The organism is Micromonospora sp. NPDC047740 (assembly GCF_043204735.1).
Lineage (GTDB): Bacteria > Actinomycetota > Actinomycetes > Mycobacteriales > Micromonosporaceae > Micromonospora.
On sequence record NZ_JBIDCT010000003.1, the window covers coordinates 314694 to 337405 of the forward strand.

Genomic DNA, 22712 nt, shown 5'->3' on the forward strand with positions numbered 1-22712 from the left:
TACTACAAGCCGTCGTTGCTGGGGCAGGATGGTCGGCGTGGAAGCTCTTCGGCTGGTACTTCTCTACGTCCATCTGATCGGGTTCGCGATGCTGCTCGGCGGCTCGATCGCCCAGTACGTCAGCGGCCGGCTGCGGATCAACGCGGCCATGCTCTGGGGCTCGGTGATCCAGGTGCTGACCGGAATCGGTCTGTCCGCACCGCTGCGTGACGGGCACGAGCCGGCGCCCGCCAAACTTGTTACCAAGTTGGTGCTCGCGCTGCTGATCTTCGTCATGGTCTTCTTCTCCCGCAAACGGGAGTCGGTCAACCGTGGCCACTTCCTCGCCATCATCGGGTTGACGCTGGTCAACGCGGCAGTGGCGGTCTTCTGGCGGTAGCCCGTCAACAGTGCGAACGCCACCGGAAAACGGACGTTCGTGACGCCTCTCCGGAGGCCCGTCGGCACGGGAAGTGATCTGCCCCACCCAACGGTTACACCGGGGTAACGGACGCCCAACAGTCGTGCACGATTGTCGGCCGGTGGGTGGGCGCGGGCGTACGCTCCCGTCCGTAACGTGGGACGCCGGCGGGCACACCGCAGGCCGGCGAAAGGGCTGCCACCGCGCACAACGCGGTGTGCAATGGGAAGGAGACGTCTTGCGCTCTGTGCGTGGGATGCGGATCGTCGCCTCCGCCTTCGTGGCGGGTGGCCTCGTGCTGGGCGCCGCCGCGTGTGGTGAGGCCCCCAAGGACAACAACGGCGCCGGTAGCGGTGCCAAGAAGTACAGCGCCTGCATGGTGACGGACGTCGGTGGCATCGACGACAAGTCGTTCAACACCTCCGCCTGGGCGGGTCTCCAGGAGGCCAAGAAGGCCAACGACAACATCGACATCAAGTACGTCGCGTCGAAGGCCGAGGCGGACTACGAGGTCAACCTGACCGGGTTCGTCAACCAGAAGTGCGACTTCATCCTGGCCGTCGGTGGCCTGATGGCGGACGCCACCAAGAAGGCCGCGACCGCGAACCCGAACCAGCAGTTCGGCATCGTCGACTCGAACCCGGGTGTGGCCAACGTCTACCCGATGCAGTTCGACACCGCGCAGGCCGCCTTCCAGGCCGGCTACCTCGCGGCCGGCATGAGCAAGACCGGCAAGGTCGGCACCTACGGCGGTCTGCCGATCCCGCCGGTGACCATCTTCATGGACGGCTTCGCCGACGGCGTCGCGTACTTCAACAAGACCAAGAGCAAGACCGTCCAGGTGCTCGGTTGGGACAAGGCGACCCAGAAGGGCTCCTTCACCAACGACTTCACCAAGCAGGACGAGGGCAAGAAGGTCTCCGACGCGCTGGTCGCCCAGGGCGCGGACATCATCATGCCGGTCGCCGGCGGCGCCGGCCTCGGCACCACCGCCGCGGCCCAGGCCTCCGGTGGCAAGTACTCGGTCATCTGGGTCGACACCGACGGCTGCAAGAGCACCCCGAACTGCCCGGCGCTGGTGACCACGGTCGTCAAGAACATCCAGGACGCCGTCAAGGACGCCGTGCTCAAGGCCGCCGGTGGCGAGAAGCTCCAGGCCACGCCGGGCTTCGTCGGCACCCTGGCCAACAACGGCGTGTCGATCGCCCCGTTCCACGACTTCGACAGCAAGGTCCCGGCGGACCTGAAGGCCGAGGTCGACAAGATCAAGGCGGACATCGCCGCCGGCACCATCACGGTCACCTCGAAGGCCCAGCCGACCAAGTGACCCGTTCGCCGGCCGCCGCGGATCATCGGCCGCGGAGGCCGGCGGGCACCACGCATGACGATCCGGCCGCCTCGGCGCACGTGGGGACATCTCCCGCGCCCGCCGGGGCGGCCGGTCCGCACCATCTCCGGCCCGGTCAGGCGGCCGGCGCGGCAGCGGCTACGCTGCACCATCGCTCGCACTCCAGGAGGTTGCGCTGAGACTCGAACTGCGCGGCATCACCAAACGGTTCGGTGATCTGGTCGCCAACGACCACATCGACCTGACGGTGGAGCCTGGAGAGATCCACGCCCTGCTCGGCGAGAACGGCGCCGGCAAGTCGACCCTGATGAACGTGCTCTACGGGCTCTACCAGCCCGACGAGGGCGAGATCCTGGTCGACGGCCAGCCGCTGAAGCTGAAGGGCCCGTCGGACGCCATCGCCGCCGGCATCGGCATGGTGCACCAGCACTTCATGCTGGTGCCGGTCTTCACCGTGGCGGAGAACGTCATGCTCGGCGCCGAGCAGGTCAAGGGCGGCTTCACCGGCTTCCTGGACCGGCGGCGGGCCCGGCGCGAGGTCGCCGAGGTCTCCGAGCGGTACAACCTGCGGGTCGACCCGGACGCGGTGATCGAGGACCTGCCGGTCGGCATCCAGCAGCGGGTGGAGATCGTCAAGGCCCTCACCCGCGAGGTCGACCTGCTGATCCTCGACGAGCCGACCGCGGTGCTCACCCCGCAGGAGACCGAGGAACTGCTCGCGGTCATGCGGTCGCTCAAGGCCGCCGGCAAGTCGATCGTCTTCATCACCCACAAGCTGGGCGAGGTCAAGGCGATCGCGGACCGGATCACGGTGATCCGCCGCGGGAAGACCGTGGGCACGGCCTCGCCGAGCGCCAGCCGGGACGAGTTGGCCGCGCTGATGGTGGGCCGCAGCGTCCGGCTGACCGTCGACAAGAAGCCGGCCACCCCGGGCAAGCCGATCCTCGAGGTCGCCGGCCTGGTGGTGGACGACGACCGGCAGGTACGCGCGGTCGACGGCGTGGACCTGACCGTGCACGCCGGTGAGGTGCTCGGCATCGCGGGCGTGCAGGGCAACGGCCAGACCGAGCTGATCGAGGCCGTCATGGGCCTGCGGCCGGTGCTCGCCGGCACGGTGACCCTGGACGGCGAGGCCGTGCACGGCTGGCCGACCAAGAAGGTGCTCCGCGCCGGCGTCGGGTACGTGCCGGAGGACCGCAGCGTCGACGGACTGGTCAAGGAGTTCTCCGTCGCGGAGAACCTGGTGCTGGACATCTACGACCGGCCGCCCTTCGGCAAGGGCCTGTCGCTCAAGCCGGACGCCATCGCGCAGTCGGCCAAGGAGCGGATCGAGCAGTTCGACGTCCGTACCTCCTCGGCGGACGCGCCGGTGGGCACGCTCTCCGGCGGCAACCAGCAGAAGGTGATCGTGGCCCGGGAGCTGTCCCGGCCGCTGAAGCTCTTCATCGCCGCGCAGCCGACCCGGGGCGTGGACGTCGGCTCGATCGAGTTCATCCACAGCCGGGTGATCCGCGAGCGGGACATCGGCACCGCCGTCATGGTGGTCTCCAGCGAGCTGGACGAGGTGATCGGGCTGGCCGACCGGATCGCGGTGATGTATCGCGGCCGGATCATCGGCGTCGTCAGCCCGGACACCCCGCGCGAGGAGATCGGCCTGCTGATGGCGGGCATCACCCCGGACACCGCCGCCACGACCGACGGCACCCCCGGCGAGCCCGGCGCCCCGGCCCCCGAGGGCCCTGGTAATGAGGACGAGGCATGAGCGAGCGCCAGCGAGCGAATCATCAGTACAGCGCGGTGGTGCCTCATGCCGGCGCCGAGCGCAGCGAGGTGGCGGCATGAGCAACCCGAACCCGGTGTCGGGCTCCCCGGACAAGGAGCCGGCGACCGAGGCGCAGGAGGCGCGGAGCGAGGCGCGGGCGAACCCGACCGCGCCGGCGGGCGACTCCGAGCGTGCGGTGGCCGCCACCGCCACCAAGGAGCCCCCGGCCGAGCCCCGCCCCTCGCTGGGCCGGCTGTTCCTGGACAACCTCTGGGCGGCGAACACGGTCACCGTGACGGTGCTCGCGGTGCTGCTGGCGATGCTGGTCGGCGCGGTGCTGATCATCGTCTCCGACCCGGCGGTGCTGGCCACCTACGGCTACATCACCGCCCGGCCCTCGGACGCGATCAACTCCAGCTGGACCGTGGTCAGCGAGGCGTACGCGAACCTGTTCAAGGGCGCGATCTTCGACCCGGAGGCGTCCGGCTTCACCGCCGCGCTGAGCCCGATCTCGGAGACGCTCACCTACACCGCGCCCCTGGTCTTCACCGGCCTGTCGGTGGCGCTCGCCTTCCGGGGCGGCCTGTTCAACATCGGCGCCCAGGGGCAGGCGACCATCGGCGTCATCCTGGCCGCGGCGGCCGGCTTCGCGCTGCCGCTGCCGCCGGGGGTGCACCTGCTCGTCGCGCTGATCGCCGGTGCGGCCGGCGGTGCGATCTGGGGCTTCATCCCGGGCATCCTCAAGGCGCGGACCGGGGCCCACGAGGTGATCAACACGATCATGCTCAACTACGTCGCGGTCTACTTCCTGTCCTGGATCATCATCCAGAACGGGGTGCAGAACCCGCGGCGGGCCGACGCGATCAGCAAGCCGGTCGAGGCCTCCGCCCAGCTGCCCCGGCTGCTCGGCGACAACCTGCGGGTGCACGCGGGCATCCTGCTCGCGGTGCTGGCCACCTGGTTCGTGGCCTGGCTGCTGAACCGCTCGACGCTCGGCTTCGAGCTGCGCGCGGTCGGCGCCAACCCGGACGCCGCCCGCACCGCAGGCATCAGCGTCACCAAGACGTTCGTCCTGGTCATGGTGATCGCCGGCGTGCTGGCCGGGCTCGGCGGCTCGAACATGGTGCTCGGTTCTACCGCGGACGCGCTCACCCCGCAGGTGGTCGCCCAGATCGGCTTCGACGGCATCCTGGTCGCGCTGCTGGGCCGGGTGAAGCCGTGGGGTGTGCTGATGGCCGCGCTGCTCTTCGGCGCGCTCCAGGCCGGCGGCAACCGGATGCAGTCGTACTCCGGGATCTCGCTGGAGCTGGTCACCGTGCTCCAGGCGCTCATCGTCATCTTCATCGCCGCGCCGGCCCTGGTGAAGGCGATCTTCCAGCTCCGGGCGGCCCGCGCGGCCCGGCTGCAGACGAGCCTCGCGAAGGGCTGGTGAGGCATGTCCACCATGGCTGTCCCCGAGGTCGCCGTCACCGCGGTCGACGAGGGTTTCTGGACGCGTACCCGCAAGACCGGTGCGGTGGTGCTGGTGCTGGGTCTGCTCGCGGCGGTGCTCTTCGGCGCGCTCGCCACCGATCAGCAGGCCCGGTTCACGCTCAGCGAGACCGAGGGCGGCGCGGCGCTGGAGATCAACGGTACGGTCGGCGCGATCCTGTTCGGGCTGATCGCCGCCGCGGCCGGCGCCGCGCTGCTGGCCGGAGTGCCGAAGCGCTGGTTCACCCTGCTGCTCGGCGTCGGGCTGGTCGGTTTCGTGCTCAGCTTTCTCTGCTGGCAGGTCTCTGCGGCGCCCGCGGGGAGCAACTTCATGCCGCTGGTCAACGTCGTCCGCAACACCTTCGTCCTGGCGCTGCCGCTGATCTTCGGCGCGCTGGCCGGCGTGCTCTGCGAGCGGTCCGGCGTGGTCAACGTGGCGATCGAGGGCCAGCTGCTGATGGGGGCCTTCTCCGGCGCGCTCTTCGGCAGCATCTCCGGCAGCGTCTGGGTCGGTCTGGTGGCCGCCGCGATCGGCGGCGCGTTCATCTCCCTGCTGCTCGCCGTGTTCGCCATCCGCTACCTGGTCGACCAGGTGGTCATGGGCATCGTGCTCAACCTGCTCGCGGTCGGCATCACCGGCTTCCTCTACGAGCGGCTGATGCAGACCGACGCGACCAAGTACAACAGCGCCCCCCGGTTCGGCACCTGGGAGATCCCGCTGCTCAGGGACATCCCGCTGATCGGTCCGGCGCTGTTCCGGAGCAACATCTTCCTCTACCTCGGGCTGCTGCTGGTGTTGGTCATCCACTTCGCGCTGTTCCGTACCCGGTGGGGGCTGCGGACCCGGTCAGTGGGCGAGCACCCCACCGCCGCCGATACCCTGGGCGTGAAGGTGCTGCGGCTGCGCTACCGCAACGTGATCATGGCGGGGCTGGTGGCCGGCGTGGGTGGCGCCTCGTACACCCTGGCGCTCTTCTCGTTCACCAAGAACATGATCGGTGGTAAGGGCTTCATCGCCCTGGCCGCGCTGATCTTCGGCCGGTGGAGCCCGACCGGCGCGCTGCTCGCGGCGCTCTTCTTCGGCTTCGCCGACCAGCTCGCCACCTACCTCGGCGCGATCGGCAGCAGCATCCCCAGCCAGTTCCTGGCGATGCTGCCGTACCTGGCGACGATCCTGGCCGTGGCCGGCCTGGTCGGCAGGGTCCGGGCGCCGGCGGCGGACGGCAAGCCGTACATCAAGGGCTGACGGAGGTAGCACGTGGAGATCGACTGGGAGCGGCTGCGGGCCGCCGCCACCGAGGTGATGCGGCACGCGTACGTGCCGTACTCGAAGTTCCCGGTCGGAGCGGCGGCCCTGGTCGACGACGGCCGGGTGGTGGTCGGCTGCAACGTGGAGAACGCCGCCTACGGCGTGGTTCTCTGCGCCGAGTGCGGCGTGGTCTCCTCGCTGCACGCCACCGGCGGCGGCCGGATCGTCGCCCTCTCCTGCGTCGACGCCACCGGCGAGCCGCTGATGCCGTGCGGCCGGTGCCGGCAGCTGCTCTGGGAGAACGGCGGCCCGGAGTGCCTGATCGAGGCGAAGGGCGGCCCGCTGCGGATGACCGAGCTGCTGCCGCACGCGTTCGGCGTCGAGGACCTGGAGGCGGTGACCGGCGAGACGCCGGTGCCGGTGGTGCCGGAGCGGCTGGCCGCCTGGCGGGGGCGGGGCACGGTCTTCGTGCACCCGGACCTCTCCGCCGGGCAGCAGGTCTGGACGGCGTACTGGGAGCGGTCGGCCGGGGACACCGAGGGCGCCGAGACCGGCGTGCTGGAGGAGGGCCCGACCTGGGACGAGCCGGCGGAGGCGATCACCTGGGGGCTGGCGCGGACGCCGCGCGTGGTGGTGGTGGACGCGTCGGGCACGATCTTCTGGGCCGGTGAGGGTGAGCCTCCTCTGGAGATCCCGGTCCGCTGGGAGTCGAGCTAGGGGGGATCGGGCCGACGGTGCCCGGCTCCGGGTTGGCTGAGCTTGTGGGATTGGGCCGACCGTGCCCGGCTCCGGGCGGTCAGGCTTGATCCCTCCGCCGGTCACGGTCGGCCCAATCCCTCGGCTGGTCGCGGTGCGCCGAATGCTTCCGCAACGACTGATTGGAACTTCTGGTGAGTGCTTTTACGGCGGTTGATGTCATCCGGACCAAGCGGGACGGGGGTGTGCTGAGCGACGGGCAGATCGACTGGGTCGTCGACGCGTACACCAAGGGGCTGGTCGCCGACGAGCAGATGTCGGCGCTGGCCATGGCGATCCTGCTGCGCGGCATGACCGGGCCGGAGATCGCGCGGTGGACCGCCGCGATGATCGCCAGCGGCGAGCGGCTGGACCTCTCCACCGTGGCCCGGCCGACCGTGGACAAGCACTCCACCGGCGGCGTCGGCGACAAGATCACCCTGCCGCTGACCCCGCTCGTCGCCGCCTGCGGGGCGGCGGTGCCGCAGCTGAGCGGCCGGGGTCTCGGCCACACCGGCGGCACGCTCGACAAGCTGGAGTCGATCCCCGGCTGGCGGGCCGCGCTGAGCAACGACGAGTTCATCGCCCAGCTCCGCGACGTCGGCGCGGTGATCTGCGCGGCCGGCGACGGGCTGGCCCCGGCCGACCGCAAGCTGTACGCGCTGCGCGACGTCACCGGCACCGTGGAGGCGATCCCTTTGATCGCCAGCTCGATCATGAGCAAGAAGATCGCCGAGGGGACCGGTGCGCTGGTGCTCGACGTGAAGGTCGGCTCGGGCGCGTTCATGAAGAACGTGGACGACGCCCGCGAACTGGCCCGGACCATGGTGCAGCTGGGCAAGGCGCACGGCGTGCGAACCGTGGCCCTGCTCACCGACATGTCCACCCCGCTCGGTCTGGCCGTGGGCAACGCGGTCGAGGTGACCGAGTCGATCGAGGTGCTCGCCGGCGGCGGCCCGGCCGACGTGGTCGAGCTGACCCTGGCGCTGGCCCGGGAGATGCTCGACGCGGCCGGCCTGCCGGACGCCGACCCGGCGGCGGCGCTGCGCGACGGCCGGGCGATGGACGCCTGGCGGACGATGATCCGGGCACAGGGCGGCGACCCGGACGCCCCGATGCCCACGGCCAACGAGGTCGAGGTGGTCCGCGCCGCCGAGGACGGCTACGTCGCCGAGGTGGACGCGTACGCGATCGGCGTGGCCGCCTGGCGGCTCGGGGCCGGCCGGGCCCGCAAGGAGGACCCGGTGAGCATCCCGGCCGGCGTGGTGCTGCACAGGCGCCCCGGCGACCGGGTACGCGTCGGCGAGCCCCTCTACGAGCTGCGCGCCGAGCACGCGGAGCGGATTCCGGCCGCGCTCGCCGAGGCGCAGCAGGCGGTCCGCGTCGCGCCGGCCGCGCCGGCCGTGGCGCCGCTGGTGATCGACCGGATCGGCTGAGGGTCCGGCCCGGCTCCGGCCGTGGTGCTGAGCCCGCCGAGCCGCTATCCTCCCTGGCCAAGGGGGGATAGCGACCGGCGATGAGCCGATGCGAGCAGACAGGGACCTGAGCCGTGCGCGTACCCGCCCCTGACCCGCGGGCCGTCCGTGAGGCGAGCCTCGATGAGCTGTCCCGGCTGGGCCTGCCGTTGCCGCCGCCGCAGTTCCCGCTGGTGTGGGAACCGGGCGACGAGATCGAGCTGCGCCCCACCGCCGAGGTCGAGGCTCGGATCGCGATCCTGCACGTGATCCTGGCCCGGTGCTTCGGGATGCCGGCGCAGGCCGCCATGAGCTGGCTGCTGGAGTCGCACCTGGTTGACCTGGTGACTCCGCCGGAGTGGCAGTTCGTGATGGGTGGCAAGGGCGACCACCGCTCGTTCGTGCTGCACCACGACGCGCTCTTCTCGCTGGCCTGGGTGCTCGGACTGGCCAAGGAGTTGGACCCCACGGTGCCGGTGGACGAGCGGTTGGTGGAGCGGATGCCCAATATCGTCGCCGGGGAGACCTTTCCGCAGTGGCGGGCCCGGATCCTGGCCGCCCCGCAGCACCCGGCCGACGCCGCCGCCCTGCTCGACCTGCACTACTGCCTGGACTGGGCGTATCTGGAGACGGAGCAGGCCGGGCGGGCGCTGCCCGGGCTGGTCGACGCGAACGCCATCGGGCAGCGCCGGTGGGCGCTGGAGTGGGCGGTGGTGCTGCGCGGGCCGTACCACGACGAGCCGCCGGGCTGGGAAGAGGTCGACCTCTCCACCTAGGAGACGGTCAGCGCGGCCGGTATCCGCCGAGGCGGACCGCGAGGGTGACCGGCACCGGCTCGGGCAGCGCGGCGATGCGCTCGGCGAGCCGGGACGGGTCGGTGTGCCAGGCGCTGGGGCCCATCCCGACCAGGGTGGCCACCTCGGGCCGGGTGAGCGCCAGTCGGGCCCGGTGCAGGGTCGCCGACTCCTCGACGAAGTGGCTGCCGAGGCTGCCCGCCACCCGGTCGGCCTTGACCGGGTCGACCCGGAGCAGGTCCAGCGCGGCCACCAGTTCGGCCAGGTGGTCCTCGGCGGGGGTGACCACCAGCAGCGCGCCGGCCGGGTCCAGCACCCGGTGGAACTCCGGGCCGTTGCGCGGCGCGAAGACGTTGAGCAGCACAGCGGCTGAGGCGTCGGCGAGCGGGAGCCGCTGCCAGGTGTCGGCGAGCGCCGCGGCGGCGCGCGGATGGGCGCGGGCCGCGCGGCGCAGCGCCGGCTTGGCGACGTCCAGGGCCAGGCCGACGGCGTCGGGCAGCGCCGCCAGCACCGCCGCGAGGTACCAGCCGGTCCCCGCGCCGGCGTCCACCACGAGCGGGCTCGGCGCCTCCGCCGCGCTGGTGCCGTCCGCGCGGCGGTCACCCCGCGTCGTCGCCGCGTCCGTGGTGCCGCGGACCCGGTCGACCACCTCGGCGGCGGCTGCGGCGAGCGCGGCGGCGACGGTGTCGTAGTGGCCGGCGGCGAGGAAGTCGGCCCGGGCGGCGACCATGTCGGCGCTGTCCCCGGAGTGCGGCGTGCGCCCGGCGAGCAGGTTGACGTACCCCTGGCGGGCGAGGTCGAAGCTGTGCCGGCGCGGGCAGCGCAGCGCCCGGGTGGTGCCGGCGGTGGTCTCCGCGAGCGGTTCGGCGCAGACCGGGCAGCGCAACCGATCGAGGATGCGATGGTCCACGTCAGGCCTCCGGGACGGCCGGACGCCCGGCGAGGCGGTCGACCACCCGCTGGGTGAGCGCGCCCAGCGCGGTGACCTCCTCCGGGGTGAGCAGGTCGATCAGGTGCCGGCGGACGGCGGCGACGTGGCCCGGCGCGGCGGCCGCGATGGCGGCCCGGCCGGCCGGGGTCAGCGCGACGATCGATCCGCGACCGTCGGAGGGGCACTCCTCGCGGGTGACCAGGCCGCGCTGCTGCATCCGGGACAGGTGGTGGGAGAGCCGGCTGCGGGACCAGAGCATGCGGTCGGCGAGCTCGCTGAGCCGTAGCCGCTGCTCGGGCGCCTCGGAGAGGTCGGAGAGGACGTCGTAGTCCGGCTCGGAGAGGCCCGCGTCCTGCATCAGCTCGCGGGCCAGCGCCAGGTCGAGCAGCCGGCGCATCCGGCGGTAGCCGCGCCAGGCGCGGTCCTCCCGCTCGTCCAGCCAGCGTGGTTCGTCCATACGGCGATCCTACCCGACTGGTTGACATGTCACCGAAGTCGTCCTACGGTCGATGACATGTCAACCAAACTCTGGGAGCTGTTCGGCGAGCGGGGGCGCGGGGTGCTGGTGACCCTGCGCCGGGACGGCCGGCCCCAGCTGTCGAACGTGGACTACCTGGCCGAGCCGGGGCTGATCCGCTGCTCCACCACCGCCGACCGGGCGAAGGTACGCAACCTGCGGCGCGATCCGAGGGCCAGCTTCCACGTCACCACCCCCGACGGTGGGGCGTACGCGGTCACGGAGGGAACCGTGACCGTCACCCCGCCGGCCGAGGCGACCGACGACGCCACGGTCGACGAGCTGGTGGAGGTCTACCGGCGGATCCGGGGCGAGCACCCGGACTGGGCGGACTACCGGGCCGCGATGGTCGCCGACGGCCGCCTCGTCCTCCGCCTCGCCGTCGAGCGGGTGTACGGCTGGCGGCCCTGAGCCGGCCCCGTCCCGCGCCGCGCGGTCGGTGACTAGGGTCTGTGCATGGTCGCAATCCGGTACGAGGACATCATCAAGGTCCCGAAGGCGCTGCTGCACGATCACCTGGACGGCGGTCTGCGGCCGGCGACGGTCGTCGAGCTGGCCGCCGAGGTCGGCCACGAGCTGCCCACCACCGACCCGGAGGCGCTGGGCCGCTGGTTCGTCGAGTCGGCCAACTCGGGCTCGCTGGAGCGATACCTGGAGACCTTCGCGCACACCGTGGGCGTCATGCAGACCGCGCCCGCACTGCGCCGGGTGGCCCGCGAGTGCGCGCTGGACCTGGCCTCCGACGGGGTGGTCTACGCGGAGGTCCGGTTCGCCCCCGAGCAGCACCTGGAGCGGAACCTGACCCTGGACGAGGTGGTCGAGGCCGTGGTGGCCGGCTTCGTCGAGGGCAGCGCCCTGGCCGCCGAGGCGGGCACCCCGATCCGGATCGGCACGCTGCTCACCGCGATGCGGCACGCCGCCCGCTCCCAGGAGATCGCCGAGCTGGCCGTCCGGCACCGGGACACCGGGGTGGTCGGCTTCGACATCGCCGGCGCGGAGGCGGGCTTCCCGCCCACCCGGCACCTGGACGCCTTCGAGTACCTCCAGCGGGAGAACTTCCACTTCACCATCCACGCCGGCGAGGCGTTCGGGCTGCCGTCGATCTGGCAGGCGATCCAGTGGTGCGGCGCCGACCGGCTCGGGCACGGCGTCCGGATCGTCGACGACATCACCCCCGGGTCGCCGCCGGTGCTGGGCCGGCTGGCCGCGTACGTCCGGGACAAGCGGATCCCGCTGGAGCTCTGCCCGTCGTCGAACGTGCAGACCGGGGCGGCGCCGTCGATCGCCGAGCACCCGATCGGGCTGCTGCGCGACCTGCGCTTCCGGGTGACCGTCAACACCGACAACCGGTTGATGAGCGGCACCTCGATGTCCCGGGAGATGGCGCTGCTGGTGGAGGCCTTCGGCTACGGCTGGAAGGAACTCCAGTGGTTCACCATCAACGCGATGAAGAGTGCCTTCATCCCGTTCGACGAGCGGCTGACGATCATCGACGAGGTGATCAAGCCGGCGTACGCCAAGCTGATCGGCTGATCACGGATGCTGGTGCGGGTGGCCGGCGAGCAGCGCGGCCACCCGGCGCAGCACCTCGCCGGCCCGGGCCGCCTCGGCGCCCAGCCCGGTCTGCCGGCGCAGCACCGCGGGCTCCGCGCGGAGCAGCGCAACCCCGCGCCGGATCAGCACCCGGGGCGCCTTGCGCTGCTCGGAGAGGTCGCGGGCGAGTCGGCGGACGAAGGTCGCCCCCCGCGGCCGGCGCAGCGCGTACGCCCCGGCGAGCAGGCCGCGACGCCGGCACTCGTCGACGATCTCGGCGGCGAAGATCCCTTCGGCCACGAAAAGTGGCGATCCGGCGAGATCAAATGGCCGGGTGGCCACCTTACGGTCTGCGCCGATCGCATAAACCGGCACTTCGGCCTTGCCGTCCCGGGCCAGTCGGGCAATCGTGTCCACCGCTGCATCCGCGTCCCAGGACAGGGGCGACTCCCAGTCGGCCTGCCCGTTCCGGCGCGGCAACGTAGGGTCATCGCCGTCCTTGTAAAAGTCGTCAAGGCAGAGCACAGGAAGTCCGGTTCGCTCGGCTATGTACGACTTTCCGGAGCCGGAGGGTCCAGCGAGGAGGACGACGCGGTGAGGGTGTTCCATTACTTTCAGTGACTCCGGCCAGACAGATTGCTGCCAAATTGCATCAACATCTCATCACACCAACGGCGACGGACAACCTGGGCTTTCCGTTTGCCGGGCGGCGTGATGGAATCTCGGAGGTCCGACCCGCCGGGTCGGTCGCTCGGCGTTGCCCAACGGCGACGTCCGGACGCGGTAATGCGAGGGCGGTGACGTGAGCAAACGGCCAACGACGGCGGGCTCCTTCCTGTCGCGGCTGCGCCGGCCGGCCAGCCGGCTCCGCGACATGCCGATCTGGTCCAAGCTCGGTCTGATCATGATCGTGCCGACCATCGCCACGGTCGTGGTCGGCACCAGTGGTCTGGTCGACCACCTGGGGACGCTCAACGATGCCAACCGGGCAGGCAACCTGGCCAATCTGATCGGCTACTCGGGTGATCTGGTCGACACGCTGCAGGACGAGCGGGTCAACGCGGTGCTGTGGCTCGGCTCGAGCCAGGTCCAGACCAGGGCCCAGTACGAGGAGGCCTACAACCGGGCCAACCAGCGGGTCGACCAGGTGAAGACGCCCTACCGGCAGGAGCGGAACGCGATCGACGGCCTGCCGGCGAACTTCGATCGCCTGCTCGGCAAGATCGACAAGAGCCTCTCCGACCTGCCGGGGACCCGGAGCCAGGTGCTCAACGGCAAGATGAGCATCAGCGACGCGCAGCAGGCGTACGAGGGACTGATCAACGACCTCATCTCGATCCGGGACTCGGCCACCCAGCTCGCCGGTGACAACGACCTGAGCGACCGGATGCGGGCCGGTGCCGCCGTCGCCCGGGAGAAGGAGTGGCTGTCCCAGCGCCGCCTGGTCGTCCACCAGGCCCTGCTGGGCAGGGCCCTCACCCCGGCGCTACGCGACAAATTCATCGCCACCGGGACCGGCGGGATCCAGGCGCAGGAGAACTTCAAGGCGATCGCCAACCAGGCCGACTCCGCGTTCTACGAGCAGACCGTCTCCGGCCCCGACCTGCGCGAGTCGCTGAACTACCAGCGTCAGATCAGCAGCGCCGCGAAACTGTCCGATGTCCAGGTCAACACGGACCAGTGGGACAAGGCCATGGTGGCCAACGCCAAGCTGCTCCGTACCGTGGAGAAGCGGCTCGACGGCAACGTGGTCCGGCAGGCCGGCAGCCTCCGCTCGGCCACCCAGACCCAGGTGTTCCTGGAGACCGGCCTGCTGCTCAGCATGCTGCTGCTGGCCATCCTCTTCGCGTACCTGGTCGCCCGCTCGATGGCCCGCTCGCTGCGCGAGCTGCGGCAGGGCGCCCTCTCGGTGGCCCAGTACGGCCTGCCGCAGGCGGTGGCCCGGCTGCGGGACCCGCAGGTCACCGGACAGCTCACCCCGGTGCAGCTGGCCAACCAGATCGCCGAGCCGCTGCCGGTCCGCAGCAAGGACGAGTTCGGCCAGGTGACCGAGGCGTTCAACGCCGTCCACCTGGAGGCCGTCCGGACCGCCGCCGAGCAGGCCGCCCTCCGGGCGTCCGTCGCGACGATGTTCGTCAACCTGGCCCGCCGGTCGCAGATCCTGGTCGACCGGCTGATCGGCCACCTCGACCGGCTGGAGCGCGGCGAGGAGGACCCGGACCGGCTGGCCGAGCTGTTCCAGCTCGACCACCTCGCCACCCGGATGCGCCGCAACGACGAGAACCTGCTGGTTCTCGCCGGTGCCGACTCCACCCGCGTGCAGCGCGAGCCCGCCGCCCTCATCGACGTGCTCCGCGCCGCCCAGTCCGAGGTCGAGCACTACACCCGGATCGAGTTCGGCGTGATCGACCGGGACATCGAGGTCGCCGCGCACGCGGTCAACGACCTGGTGCACCTGGTCGCCGAGCTCTTCGACAACGCCACCGCGTTCTCCCCGCCGGACTCCCACGTCATGGTGGAGGCCCGCCGGGTGGGCGACCGCGCGACGCTCTACGTGGAGGACCGGGGCATCGGCATCAGCGCCGAGCAGCTGCGCGAGCTGAACGAGCGGCTCGCCACTCCGCCGCAGGTGGACGTCGCGGTCTCCCGGATGATGGGCCTGGTCGTGGTTGCGCGGCTCGCTGCCCGGCACGGCGTCAAGGTCGAGCTGCGGCCCGGCGGCGACCGGGGCATGGTGGCCGACGTCGCGCTGCCGACCTCGGTCCTGGTGCCGCGCGCCCTCTCCGGCCGGGGCCACCCGACGCCCGCCCTCCCGGCCGGCGCGGCCGGCCCACCGCAGGGCGGTGGCCTGGCCGCCGCATTCGGCGCCGTGGCCGCGCTCAACAACGGCCCGCAGACCCCGCCGGCCCCGCGCCCGGGCTCGTCCGGCAACCAGGTGACATTTGGTGGGCGGGCCTTCGACGCGGCGCCGCGCAACGGCGCCGGCACCCCGGCCAGCCCGGGTGGCGCGCGCTCGATGCCGGCCTGGTCCGACCTGACCGGGGCCAGCGGCGCCGCCGGTGGTGACGGCTACACCCCCCGCACGTCGAACGGCCAGCCGGTCGACCCGCTGCCGCAGCGGCGCAGCCCGGCCGACGGCGACCCGGCCAGCACCGGCCAGCAGCCGCCCATCCCGCGGCAGCTGCCGAGCAGCCCGGAGGCGTGGCCGTACAACCCGCCGCCGGTCTCCGGCCCGCCGTTCCCGCCGGTCTCCGCGCCGCCGGTATCCGGCGTACCCGTTTCGGCCTCGCCGGTCTCGGGCCACCCCGTCTCGGCCGCGCCGGTCTCGGCGCAGCCGGTGTCGGCCTCGCCCGCCCCCGGCCAGCCGGTCTCCGTGCCGCCGGTGAGCCACCTGCCGCGTCCGGCCCCGCCGACCCCCGCGCCCAGCTTCGGCGCCCCGCCGGCCTGGCCGCCGGTTCCCGCGCCGGACCCGGCCGCCGCACCGCCGGTGCCGGAGCGCCTGGCTGCCGGCCTGGACATGACCACCGAGTTGCCCCGGGTCGCCCGGCCGGAGACGCCGCCGGCGCTCAGCCGGCCCGCGTCGGCCCCCGCGCCGCGGCCGACCACGCCGCAGCCGACGGCCAACCGCCAGCGGTACGCGGACGAGACGATGGAGCTGCCGATCTTCCGGGAGCTGGAGTCGGCCTGGTTCCGCACCCGCAAGCCGGGGCCGGAGGAGACCGCCGCAGCGCAAGGCCCGGCGGCGAACGGTGCGGCCACCCAGCAGTTCGCCAAGGTCGACGCCGCCGGTCAGGCCGTCCAGCAGACAACACCCGGGACGACAGGTAACACACCGATGGCACACACTCCGACGGCTGGCGGAGCACCGCGCGACAACGGATCGGCGAACGAAGGCGTCCGTCCCGATTACGCCGAAGCACTGCCGAGCCGGCGGCCGCAACAGCCATCTCCCGGCTGGCAGACCGTGGCCGACGACGGCTGGCGGGCCGCCTCGGCGGCCACCGAGGTCCCGGTCGCCGAGACCACCCAGAAGGGCCTCCCCAAGCGGGTGCCGATGGCGCAGCTCGTCCCGGGCGGTATCGAGAAGCCGTCCGCCTCGGTGCAGCGCCGGACGCCGGAAGGCGTCCGGGGTCTGCTGTCGGCCTACCACCGGGGCGTGCAGCGGGGGCGTAACCACCCGACCGACAGCAACTCGGCCGGCTCGGAGGCCACTCCGGGCGGTCAGCAGTCCTCGCAGTCTGGCTCAGGCCCGTGGCCGGGAGCGGACAGAAGGAGCAACAACGATGACTAGTACGCAGGATCTCGGATGGCTGCTCGCCAACTTCGCCGACCGGGTGCCCGGTGTGGCGCACGCGGTCGCGGTCTCCGCCGACGGCCTGCTTCTCGCTTCGTCCCGTGACCTTCCGCGGGACCGCGCGGACCAGCTCGCGGCGATCGCGTCCGGCCTGGTCAGCCTGACCCAGGGCGCGGCGCGCTGCTTCGAGGGTGGGGCGGTGCTGCAGACCGTCGTCGAGATGGACAACGGCTTCCTGTTCCTGATGTCCATCTCGGACGGCTCGTCGTTCGCGGTACTCGCCGCGCGCAGCTGCGACGTGGGGCAGGTCGGCTACGAGATGGCCCTGCTCGTCGACCGGGTGGGCGACGCCCTGACCCCGCAGCCGCGTACGGCTGTCGGGATGATGGGCTGACCGACGCGCTGACCGGTGGGTCAGAAGCGGGAACGACTACGACAACGACGAGTTCCACCGGGGCGAGCCGGTGCTGGGTACGAAGGAGGTGAGCGGCGACATGGCCGATCGTGACGAGCCGACCGGAGCGCTGGTCCGTCCATACGCCGTGACCCGCGGTCGTACCCGTCCCCGGCTCGAGATCGCCCTGGAGGCGCTCGTCGAGACGACGGTGCGCGGCCGGGCCGTTGCCAATGGCAATGGCGGCCAGGGTCGTGAGCACCAGTACATCGCCGCGCTGTGTGACGGACGCGTGCAGTCGCTCGCCGAGATCGCGGCGCGGATGCAGCTTCCGCTCGGCGTGGCCCGGGTGCTCATCGCCGACATGGCGACGGACGGCCTGGTCGCGGTCCACGAGCCGACCATCCTGGACGACTCCGACGACGCGGTGGGCACTGAACTGCTGGAGAGGGTGCTGAGTGGACTTCGCAGGCTCTGACATGTCGCACCGGCCGTCGGCCCCGAGTGGGCGCGTGACGTCGGCGAAGATCGTTATTGCCGGTGGGTTCGGCGTCGGCAAGACGACGCTGGTCGGTTCGGTCTCGGAGATCACGCCGCTGACCACCGAGGCGATCATGACCTCCGCCGGCGTGGGCGTCGACGACACCCGGCAGGTGCCGGGCAAGACGACGACCACGGTGGCGATGGACTTCGGTCGTATCTCGATCGATCGGGACCTGATCCTGTACCTGTTCGGTACGCCGGGTCAGACGCGGTTCTGGTTCATGTGGGACGAGCTGGTCCGGGGTGCCATCGGTGCCGTGGTGCTGGTCGACACCCGCCGGCTGGCCGACTGCTTCGCCGCGATCGACTTCTTCGAGCACCGGCGGCTGCCGTACCTGGTGGCCATCAACTGCTTCGACGGCATGCAGTACCACGACCCGCAGGACGTCCGGGACGCGCTGGCCATCTCCAGCGAGGTGCCGGTGGTGGCGTGCGACGCCCGCAACCGGGAGTCGACCAAGCATGTGCTGATCTCGCTGGTCGAGTACGTGCTGACCATGCGGCGTTCCCGGGCGGTCGCCCCCGCCTGACCGGCGTGACAGAAGCGCCCGGTGGCCATCGGCCACCGGGCGCTTCTCGCTGTCCATACCGTCGTGCCGCAGCGGTGCGAAGGCGAACGCCCCGCTGATGCCCTCGGCCACACCTGCCTCGGCAGGTACGCCCGCAGCCGTAGACGTACGTGCACCGGGCCAGCGCAGCATGACTCACCCTCGGGCAGGGACGCGCGGGTGGGAAGCCGTACGGCGCGGATCAGGACCGGTAGCCGGCGGAACGGTACTCGTACTCCCGCTCGTCGTCGCGGTCGCCGGTGTCCCGGCTGAAGTCCCAGCCACCGGCGGCCTCCCGGCCGGGGCGGCCGCCGACGGCGAAGCCGCCGATCTCCTGGCCACGCCGCCAACCTCGGAAGTAACCCGTGGTGTTTTCGGCGAGGCTGGCCGCGTTCCGGACGATCCGCAGTGGACGCTCCTCGCGCAGCGGCGAACCCGGCACCAGGTTGGCCTGCGGGACCCGCTTCGGCAGACCGGCCTTGGTCTCCGTACCCACCGACGGGCGGGCCGCCTGCTGGGCGGCCTGCCAGCCGGTGTCCGCGGTGCTCGACCAGTCCAGGTCGGCTTCGTCCCCGTGCCCGACGAACCAGGCGGACTTCGCCTGGGCGAAGATCAGCAGGTCACCGTCGCCCTCGTCGGACACCGGCGGTGGCCGGTGCTCCTTCGGCTCGGGCCGCCGCTCCGGCGGGGTGGGCAGCTCGGCGCGGGGCGCCGGGCGGCCCTGCCTGGTCGCCTCCTGCCGCTCGACGAGCCGCAGGGACGGCGCGTCCAGGCCCGGGTCGGTCGGCGCGTCCAGTTCGTCGCGTAGCGCCCGGTCGGCCAGCGGTGGCGGCTCCACCAGGCGGAGCATCGGCGGCTCCTGCGGCAGGTCGTCCGCGAGCCACGGCGGGGTGACCCGGCTGGTGCCCGGGTCGCTCGGCGCGTCCACGCCCCCGCCATAGGAGTAGGCGGGCGGCGCCTGGACGGCGCGGTCGTCCTGGTCGTCGCTGTTGTTGACGAGCGGCCAGTTGGCCCGGGAGCCCGGGGGAGCGGACTCCTGGTTGGGGCGCGGGGTCGGCACCGGGACGTTCAGGTCGGTGGCGCTGAAGCCGCCGGTCGGCGGCTCCTGGTTGGTCTTGGGCCGGGGCGGGATAACGGTCCGCTGCCGCTCGGCCCGGGCGCTGTTGATTGCCGCCGTGGTCAGCGTCGGGCGGAACGGCTCGCCGGCCTCGGCCGGCGGCACCTTGCCCCGCTGGGCAGGGGCGATCGGGGTGATCCCGGGCGGCGGCGGGGGCGGTGCGGAGATCGGCCGGTTGGCCGGGGCGTCCACCCGCTGCGGCAGCGGCGCGCCGGTCGGCTCGGTACGCGCCGGCGGCGCGGACGTCGGCCGGCCGCTGGCGGCGGCCGGGGTGACCGGGGCGGGGGCGACGGGCGGCGGCGCGACCGGTGCCGGGGCGACCGGCGGCGGGCCGAGCGGACGGGGCGACGCGGGCGCGGCCGGCCCGGAGACCGGCTCGGGGCGGGTGCGTCGGCCGACCGGCTCGGGCTCCGCCGGCCGGACCGTACGCAGGCCGGTGCCGGTGTTGCCGAGGGTGGGCCGATCGTCGACCGGCTCGCCTCGCCCGGTGACGGCCCGGCGGCCCGGTGCCGGGGCGGGCGTGGTCACCCGGGCGCTGAGCGCGTCGACCAGGGCCTCGCAGCCGGCGTCGCAGGCCCGGACGGCGGAGACCGCCTGCCGGACCGTCTCCGCGACGGCGGCGGTGAGCGCCCGGTTGACGGCGGCCCGTCGAGGCGTCTCGGCGATGGCGACCCGCAGCGCGGTGACCGCGTCGTTGATGGTGTCGGCGTCCGCGACGCCCTCGCTGGCGAGGTGCGCGGCGACCGCGTCTGCGGCGACTCCGACCTCGCGGCCCCGGGCCACCGTGCCGCTGAGCATGCCGGGCTCCGGCAGCGCGTCGAGGATGGCCAGGGAGACCGGCTCGGCCGGGTCCGGGTAGGCGCGGAGGGCGGCCGGGTAGAGCTCGCGGAGCACCTCGCGCAGCGCCACGGCGGCGGAGTGCCGCCCGCTGGCCAGCGCGGCGTGCGCGGCGAGGACCTGCTTGTAGCCAGCGAGATCCCGGGGGGCCGGCAGGGTGACCGCGGAGAGGGCGCCCGCCTGCAGCGCCCGGGCCAGCCCGACCGCCCGGCGCTCGGCCGGCGGGGACTGCATCTCCTCCAGCGAGTCGTCGTCGGCGAAGCGCTCGGCGAAGTCGTCGACCGAGTCGTCGTCCGCGATCGCCAGTGGCCGACCGGCCGCACTGAGCAGCGAGGTGACGGTGTGGTCGTCACTGTCGGCGGCGATGGCCGCACCGCTCGGCCCGCCCGACCGCTCCACGAGCAGCGCGACCAGCTGGGCGTAGCCAGCGGGGTCGTCGCCGATCTCGTAGACATGCAGCAGACGGCCTGCGTCGTCGACCACAGCGGACGTCAGCGTCGAACCGGCCGAAGCAGGCCGGTCGGCCGGATCCGCCGAGGCCAGACCGCAGTACACGCGCACGAGCGCCACGGCGTCGTCCTCCTCCCGGGACACAGGTCATGCTCTGCCAGAGACTGATGCTCCCCGGTCCGGGTCAGTCGCGCCAGTCCACAACGGCAGAGATCTTGCCGACAATGGTGCGCCAACCCAAACTTGCGGTTTGTGCCCCGATTTTCTTCAGCCGGCGCCGACCCAGGAAACCACCGAGTCCACCGTTGACGCTCGCCCGCAGCGACTCGTCCAGATCGTCGAGGCTCGAGCCTGCGGAGAGCATGTCCAGCACGGCTGGTAGCTGCAGCGCGTACGCCAGGTCACGGGCGATCTCGCCGGCCTCGATCAGGAGCGTGGGGTCCCACGCGTCGTGGCCGCCGCGGAGGTTCTCCACCACGAGGTCGAGCTCGTAGGTGTCCTCGTCCAGCGGGGCGATGTCGCCGGGTTCCACCCGTTCGGACAATTCATTCCAGCTGTCCAGTTGAGACAGGTCGTTGGGCGCGCCGGAACGGATGAAACTGACCAGCGACTCCGGGGACTTGAACAGCAGCAGCTTGCCGCGGTGGCTGAGGAAGACGGGCACCTCCTCGTCGCCCGCGTCCTCGTCCGCCTCGTCCTCGTCCTCGTCGGCGTCCTCAGCGTCCTCGTCCGCCGCCTCGGCCGTGCCGCGCCGGCGACCCTTGGGGCGCTCCTCGTCCTCTTCCTCCTCGGCGGTGAGGGCGGCGAACTCCTCGTCGAGGATCACCACCTCCTCGTCGTCCTCGGTCTCGACGACCTGGCGCCGGGCCAGGAAGGGGTCGTCCTGGTCGCGCTCGGCGACGTCGGTCGGGGTCAGCTCCCGTGCCGGCCGGTACGCCCGCAGGGTGAAGCCGGTGCCGGCGGGCAGGGCGATTTCCACCGGGTCGACCCGCAACTCGTCCCAGAGCGCGCGGTCCGCCGCCGGACGGTCGACCTCGACCTCGTCTTCGGCGGCCGACGGGGTGGTGTCGTCGAGCTCGGGCTCGTCGGCGTCGGGCCGGTGGGGCGACTGGCGGGCCACGCTGACCTCCGTGTGCTGTCGGGTTGCCCACCCGGCGACGCCTCCGGCCGCCGAGTGACTCTGCGCACATACCCTAAACGGCGACCCGGTACGGCCGGGAGCCGCACCCCGGTGGCGTCCCGACCGGCAGACAAGTAGTCTTGCTACACATGAAGGCCCAGGCGCTGCACGGACACCTCGACGCGCTGCTGCTTGCCGTGCTGGAGCAGGGCGCCCTGCACGGCTACGCGATCATCGAGGCGCTCCGGGCCCGCAGCGGCGGCACCCTGGACCTCCCCACCGGCACCATCTACCCGGCCCTGCGCCGCCTGGAGCGGGCCGGCTACGTGGCGAGCTCGTGGAGCACCGTCAACGGCCGGGAGCGGCGCACCTACCAGCTCACCGAGGCCGGGGGGCGGGCGCTCGCCGGCGAACGGGCCGGCTGGCGCGAGTTCAGCGCCACGGTCGGTCGTTTCCTCGGCCCGGGCGAGCCGCCGGGCGCACCGGCCTGACTGCCTCGACCGGCCGCCGGCCGGCGTCAGCGGGTGGCCAGCAGCCAGCAGCGCGCCGCCCGGGCGAGCGCGAACCAGCCGACGCTCACCAGCGCCGCGCCGATGATCATCGGGGGCCAGGTCAGGGCCGCGTTCCAGAGGCCGACCGACCAGCCGAACAGGGCGCTGACGGCGACCGCGCCGAGTGCCAGCCCGCCGGTCAGCCCGAAGCCCGCAGCCCGCGCCAGCCGGGGGAGCCGGGACGACCGGTATCGAGCGGCGAGGACCCCGAGCAGCAGGCCGGCCAGCGCCAGGCCGGCGATCAGCAGCCAGATCGCGGTCAGCGAGGCGGACAGGAGCAGGTAGCCCTCCGGTGGCCGGGGTCCGTCGCTCCAGCTCGACCCCCGCCAGGTCAGGTCGCCACCGGCCATCAGCAGGACCGCGACCGCCAGCGCCCGCAGCGCCAGCCGGCGCAGCGCCCCGGCCGCCAGCTCGGCCTGGTAGTCGGGCACGAGCTGGGCGGGGCTGCCGAACTCGGCCACCGCCCGCCGCTCGGCCTCCGCCGGCGGCAGGCCGTCCTCCCGGTATGCCTCGACGGCGTCCAGCAACGCGTGCCGCGCCTCGGTCAGCAGGTCGGCCTTGAGGCTGGCCGGCCCGTGCAACTGGCCGGCCAGCTCCCGCAGCCGTTCCTCCACGAGCACGTCCGCGTACCCCCGCATGGGACCCACCCTGCCACCCCGCGGCGC

General features: G+C 72.7%; 20 protein-coding genes and 1 pseudogene. 15 read left to right on the plus strand and 6 right to left on the minus strand.

The window, feature by feature from the left end; translation table 11 throughout:
• The first annotated feature begins 37 nt into the window (after window positions 1–37).
• The 8 genes from ACGF4F_RS08495 (at window position 38) to ACGF4F_RS08530 (ending at window position 9194) form a co-directional block, all read left to right on the plus strand.
• Window positions 38–379, plus strand: a complete 342-nt coding sequence (locus ACGF4F_RS08495) for a hypothetical protein (RefSeq protein WP_073839938.1) — start codon at window positions 38–40, stop codon at window positions 377–379.
• A gap of 277 nt (window positions 380–656) precedes the next feature.
• Window positions 657–1727, plus strand: coding sequence for a BMP family ABC transporter substrate-binding protein (locus ACGF4F_RS08500; protein WP_357437893.1), 1071 nt, complete (start codon window positions 657–659; stop codon window positions 1725–1727).
• Window positions 1728–1983: 256 nt separating this feature from the next.
• Window positions 1984–3510 (plus strand): ABC transporter ATP-binding protein, encoded by a 1527-nt coding sequence (locus tag ACGF4F_RS08505; RefSeq protein ID WP_357437895.1) that lies wholly within the window; start codon window positions 1984–1986, stop codon window positions 3508–3510.
• 76 nt (window positions 3511–3586) lie between these two features.
• Window positions 3587–4942, plus strand: a complete 1356-nt coding sequence (locus ACGF4F_RS08510; RefSeq protein WP_073839935.1) for an ABC transporter permease — start codon at window positions 3587–3589, stop codon at window positions 4940–4942.
• A 3-nt stretch (window positions 4943–4945) separates the two neighbouring features.
• On the plus strand, window positions 4946–6226 hold the full coding sequence (locus tag ACGF4F_RS08515) for an ABC transporter permease (protein ID WP_357437546.1): 1281 nt from the start codon (window positions 4946–4948) through the stop codon (window positions 6224–6226).
• A gap of 12 nt (window positions 6227–6238) precedes the next feature.
• The gene (locus ACGF4F_RS08520; protein WP_357437549.1) at window positions 6239–6946 is read left to right on the plus strand and encodes a cytidine deaminase; all 708 of its coding nucleotides are present in this window, start codon (window positions 6239–6241) and stop codon (window positions 6944–6946) included.
• A gap of 173 nt (window positions 6947–7119) precedes the next feature.
• Window positions 7120–8400: a thymidine phosphorylase gene (locus ACGF4F_RS08525; RefSeq protein WP_393075908.1), complete on the plus strand. Its 1281-nt coding sequence runs from the start codon at window positions 7120–7122 to the stop codon at window positions 8398–8400.
• A 113-nt stretch (window positions 8401–8513) separates the two neighbouring features.
• Window positions 8514–9194: a DUF4272 domain-containing protein gene (locus tag ACGF4F_RS08530; RefSeq protein WP_357437555.1), complete on the plus strand. Its 681-nt coding sequence runs from the start codon at window positions 8514–8516 to the stop codon at window positions 9192–9194.
• A gap of 7 nt (window positions 9195–9201) precedes the next feature.
• Here the strand turns inward: ACGF4F_RS08530 and ACGF4F_RS08535 are convergent, their stop codons facing one another.
• Together ACGF4F_RS08535 and ACGF4F_RS08540 are read right to left on the minus strand one after the other, a co-directional pair.
• Entirely contained in the window at window positions 9202–10122 is a 921-nt protein-coding gene (locus ACGF4F_RS08535) for a putative RNA methyltransferase (protein ID WP_393075911.1), read from the minus strand.
• A gap of 1 nt (window position 10123) precedes the next feature.
• Window positions 10124–10600, minus strand: a complete 477-nt coding sequence (locus tag ACGF4F_RS08540) for a MarR family transcriptional regulator (protein ID WP_357437560.1) — start codon at window positions 10598–10600, stop codon at window positions 10124–10126.
• A gap of 57 nt (window positions 10601–10657) precedes the next feature.
• On the opposite strand from ACGF4F_RS08540, the gene ACGF4F_RS08545 reads away from it, so the two are divergent.
• Window positions 10658–11071, plus strand: a complete 414-nt coding sequence (locus tag ACGF4F_RS08545; RefSeq protein ID WP_357437562.1) for a PPOX class F420-dependent oxidoreductase — start codon at window positions 10658–10660, stop codon at window positions 11069–11071.
• 45 nt (window positions 11072–11116) lie between these two features.
• Entirely contained in the window at window positions 11117–12193 is a 1077-nt protein-coding gene (locus ACGF4F_RS08550) for an adenosine deaminase (RefSeq protein WP_393075915.1), read from the plus strand.
• Here ACGF4F_RS08550 and ACGF4F_RS08555 read toward each other — a convergent pair whose 3' ends face one another.
• Complete coding sequence (locus ACGF4F_RS08555) at window positions 12194–12610, minus strand: hypothetical protein (protein ID WP_357437568.1); 417 nt, start codon at window positions 12608–12610, stop codon at window positions 12194–12196.
• Between the two features lie 385 nt (window positions 12611–12995).
• Here ACGF4F_RS08555 and ACGF4F_RS08560 point away from each other — a divergent pair.
• The 4 genes and pseudogenes from ACGF4F_RS08560 to ACGF4F_RS08575 all read left to right on the plus strand — a co-directional run bounded on the left by ACGF4F_RS08560 (window position 12996) and on the right by ACGF4F_RS08575 (window position 17954).
• A pseudogene (locus ACGF4F_RS08560) lies at window positions 12996–16480 on the plus strand (nitrate- and nitrite sensing domain-containing protein).
• Window positions 16477–16881, plus strand: a complete 405-nt coding sequence (locus ACGF4F_RS08565; protein ID WP_013731521.1) for a roadblock/LC7 domain-containing protein — start codon at window positions 16477–16479, stop codon at window positions 16879–16881. Before ACGF4F_RS08560 ends, ACGF4F_RS08565 begins: the two are co-directional and overlap by 4 nt.
• Window positions 16882–16981: 100 nt before the next feature.
• Window positions 16982–17359: a DUF742 domain-containing protein gene (locus ACGF4F_RS08570; RefSeq protein ID WP_357437898.1), complete on the plus strand. Its 378-nt coding sequence runs from the start codon at window positions 16982–16984 to the stop codon at window positions 17357–17359.
• A 1-nt stretch (window position 17360) separates the two neighbouring features.
• On the plus strand, window positions 17361–17954 hold the full coding sequence (locus ACGF4F_RS08575) for an ATP/GTP-binding protein (protein WP_357437570.1): 594 nt from the start codon (window positions 17361–17363) through the stop codon (window positions 17952–17954).
• Window positions 17955–18174: 220 nt separating this feature from the next.
• On the opposite strand, the gene ACGF4F_RS08580 is transcribed toward ACGF4F_RS08575, so the two are convergent.
• The gene (locus tag ACGF4F_RS08580) at window positions 18175–20520 is read right to left on the minus strand and encodes a transposase (protein WP_357437573.1); all 2346 of its coding nucleotides are present in this window, start codon (window positions 20518–20520) and stop codon (window positions 18175–18177) included.
• Window positions 20521–20560: 40 nt separating this feature from the next.
• Complete coding sequence (locus tag ACGF4F_RS08585) at window positions 20561–21496, minus strand: DNA primase (RefSeq protein ID WP_357437576.1); 936 nt, start codon at window positions 21494–21496, stop codon at window positions 20561–20563.
• A 149-nt stretch (window positions 21497–21645) separates the two neighbouring features.
• On the opposite strand from ACGF4F_RS08585, the gene ACGF4F_RS08590 reads away from it, so the two are divergent.
• Entirely contained in the window at window positions 21646–21987 is a 342-nt protein-coding gene (locus ACGF4F_RS08590) for a PadR family transcriptional regulator (RefSeq protein WP_073839921.1), read from the plus strand.
• 26 nt (window positions 21988–22013) lie between these two features.
• Here ACGF4F_RS08590 and ACGF4F_RS08595 read toward each other — a convergent pair whose 3' ends face one another.
• The gene (locus tag ACGF4F_RS08595) at window positions 22014–22685 is read right to left on the minus strand and encodes a permease prefix domain 1-containing protein (RefSeq protein ID WP_357437579.1); all 672 of its coding nucleotides are present in this window, start codon (window positions 22683–22685) and stop codon (window positions 22014–22016) included.
• Window positions 22686–22712: the final 27 nt, after the last annotated feature.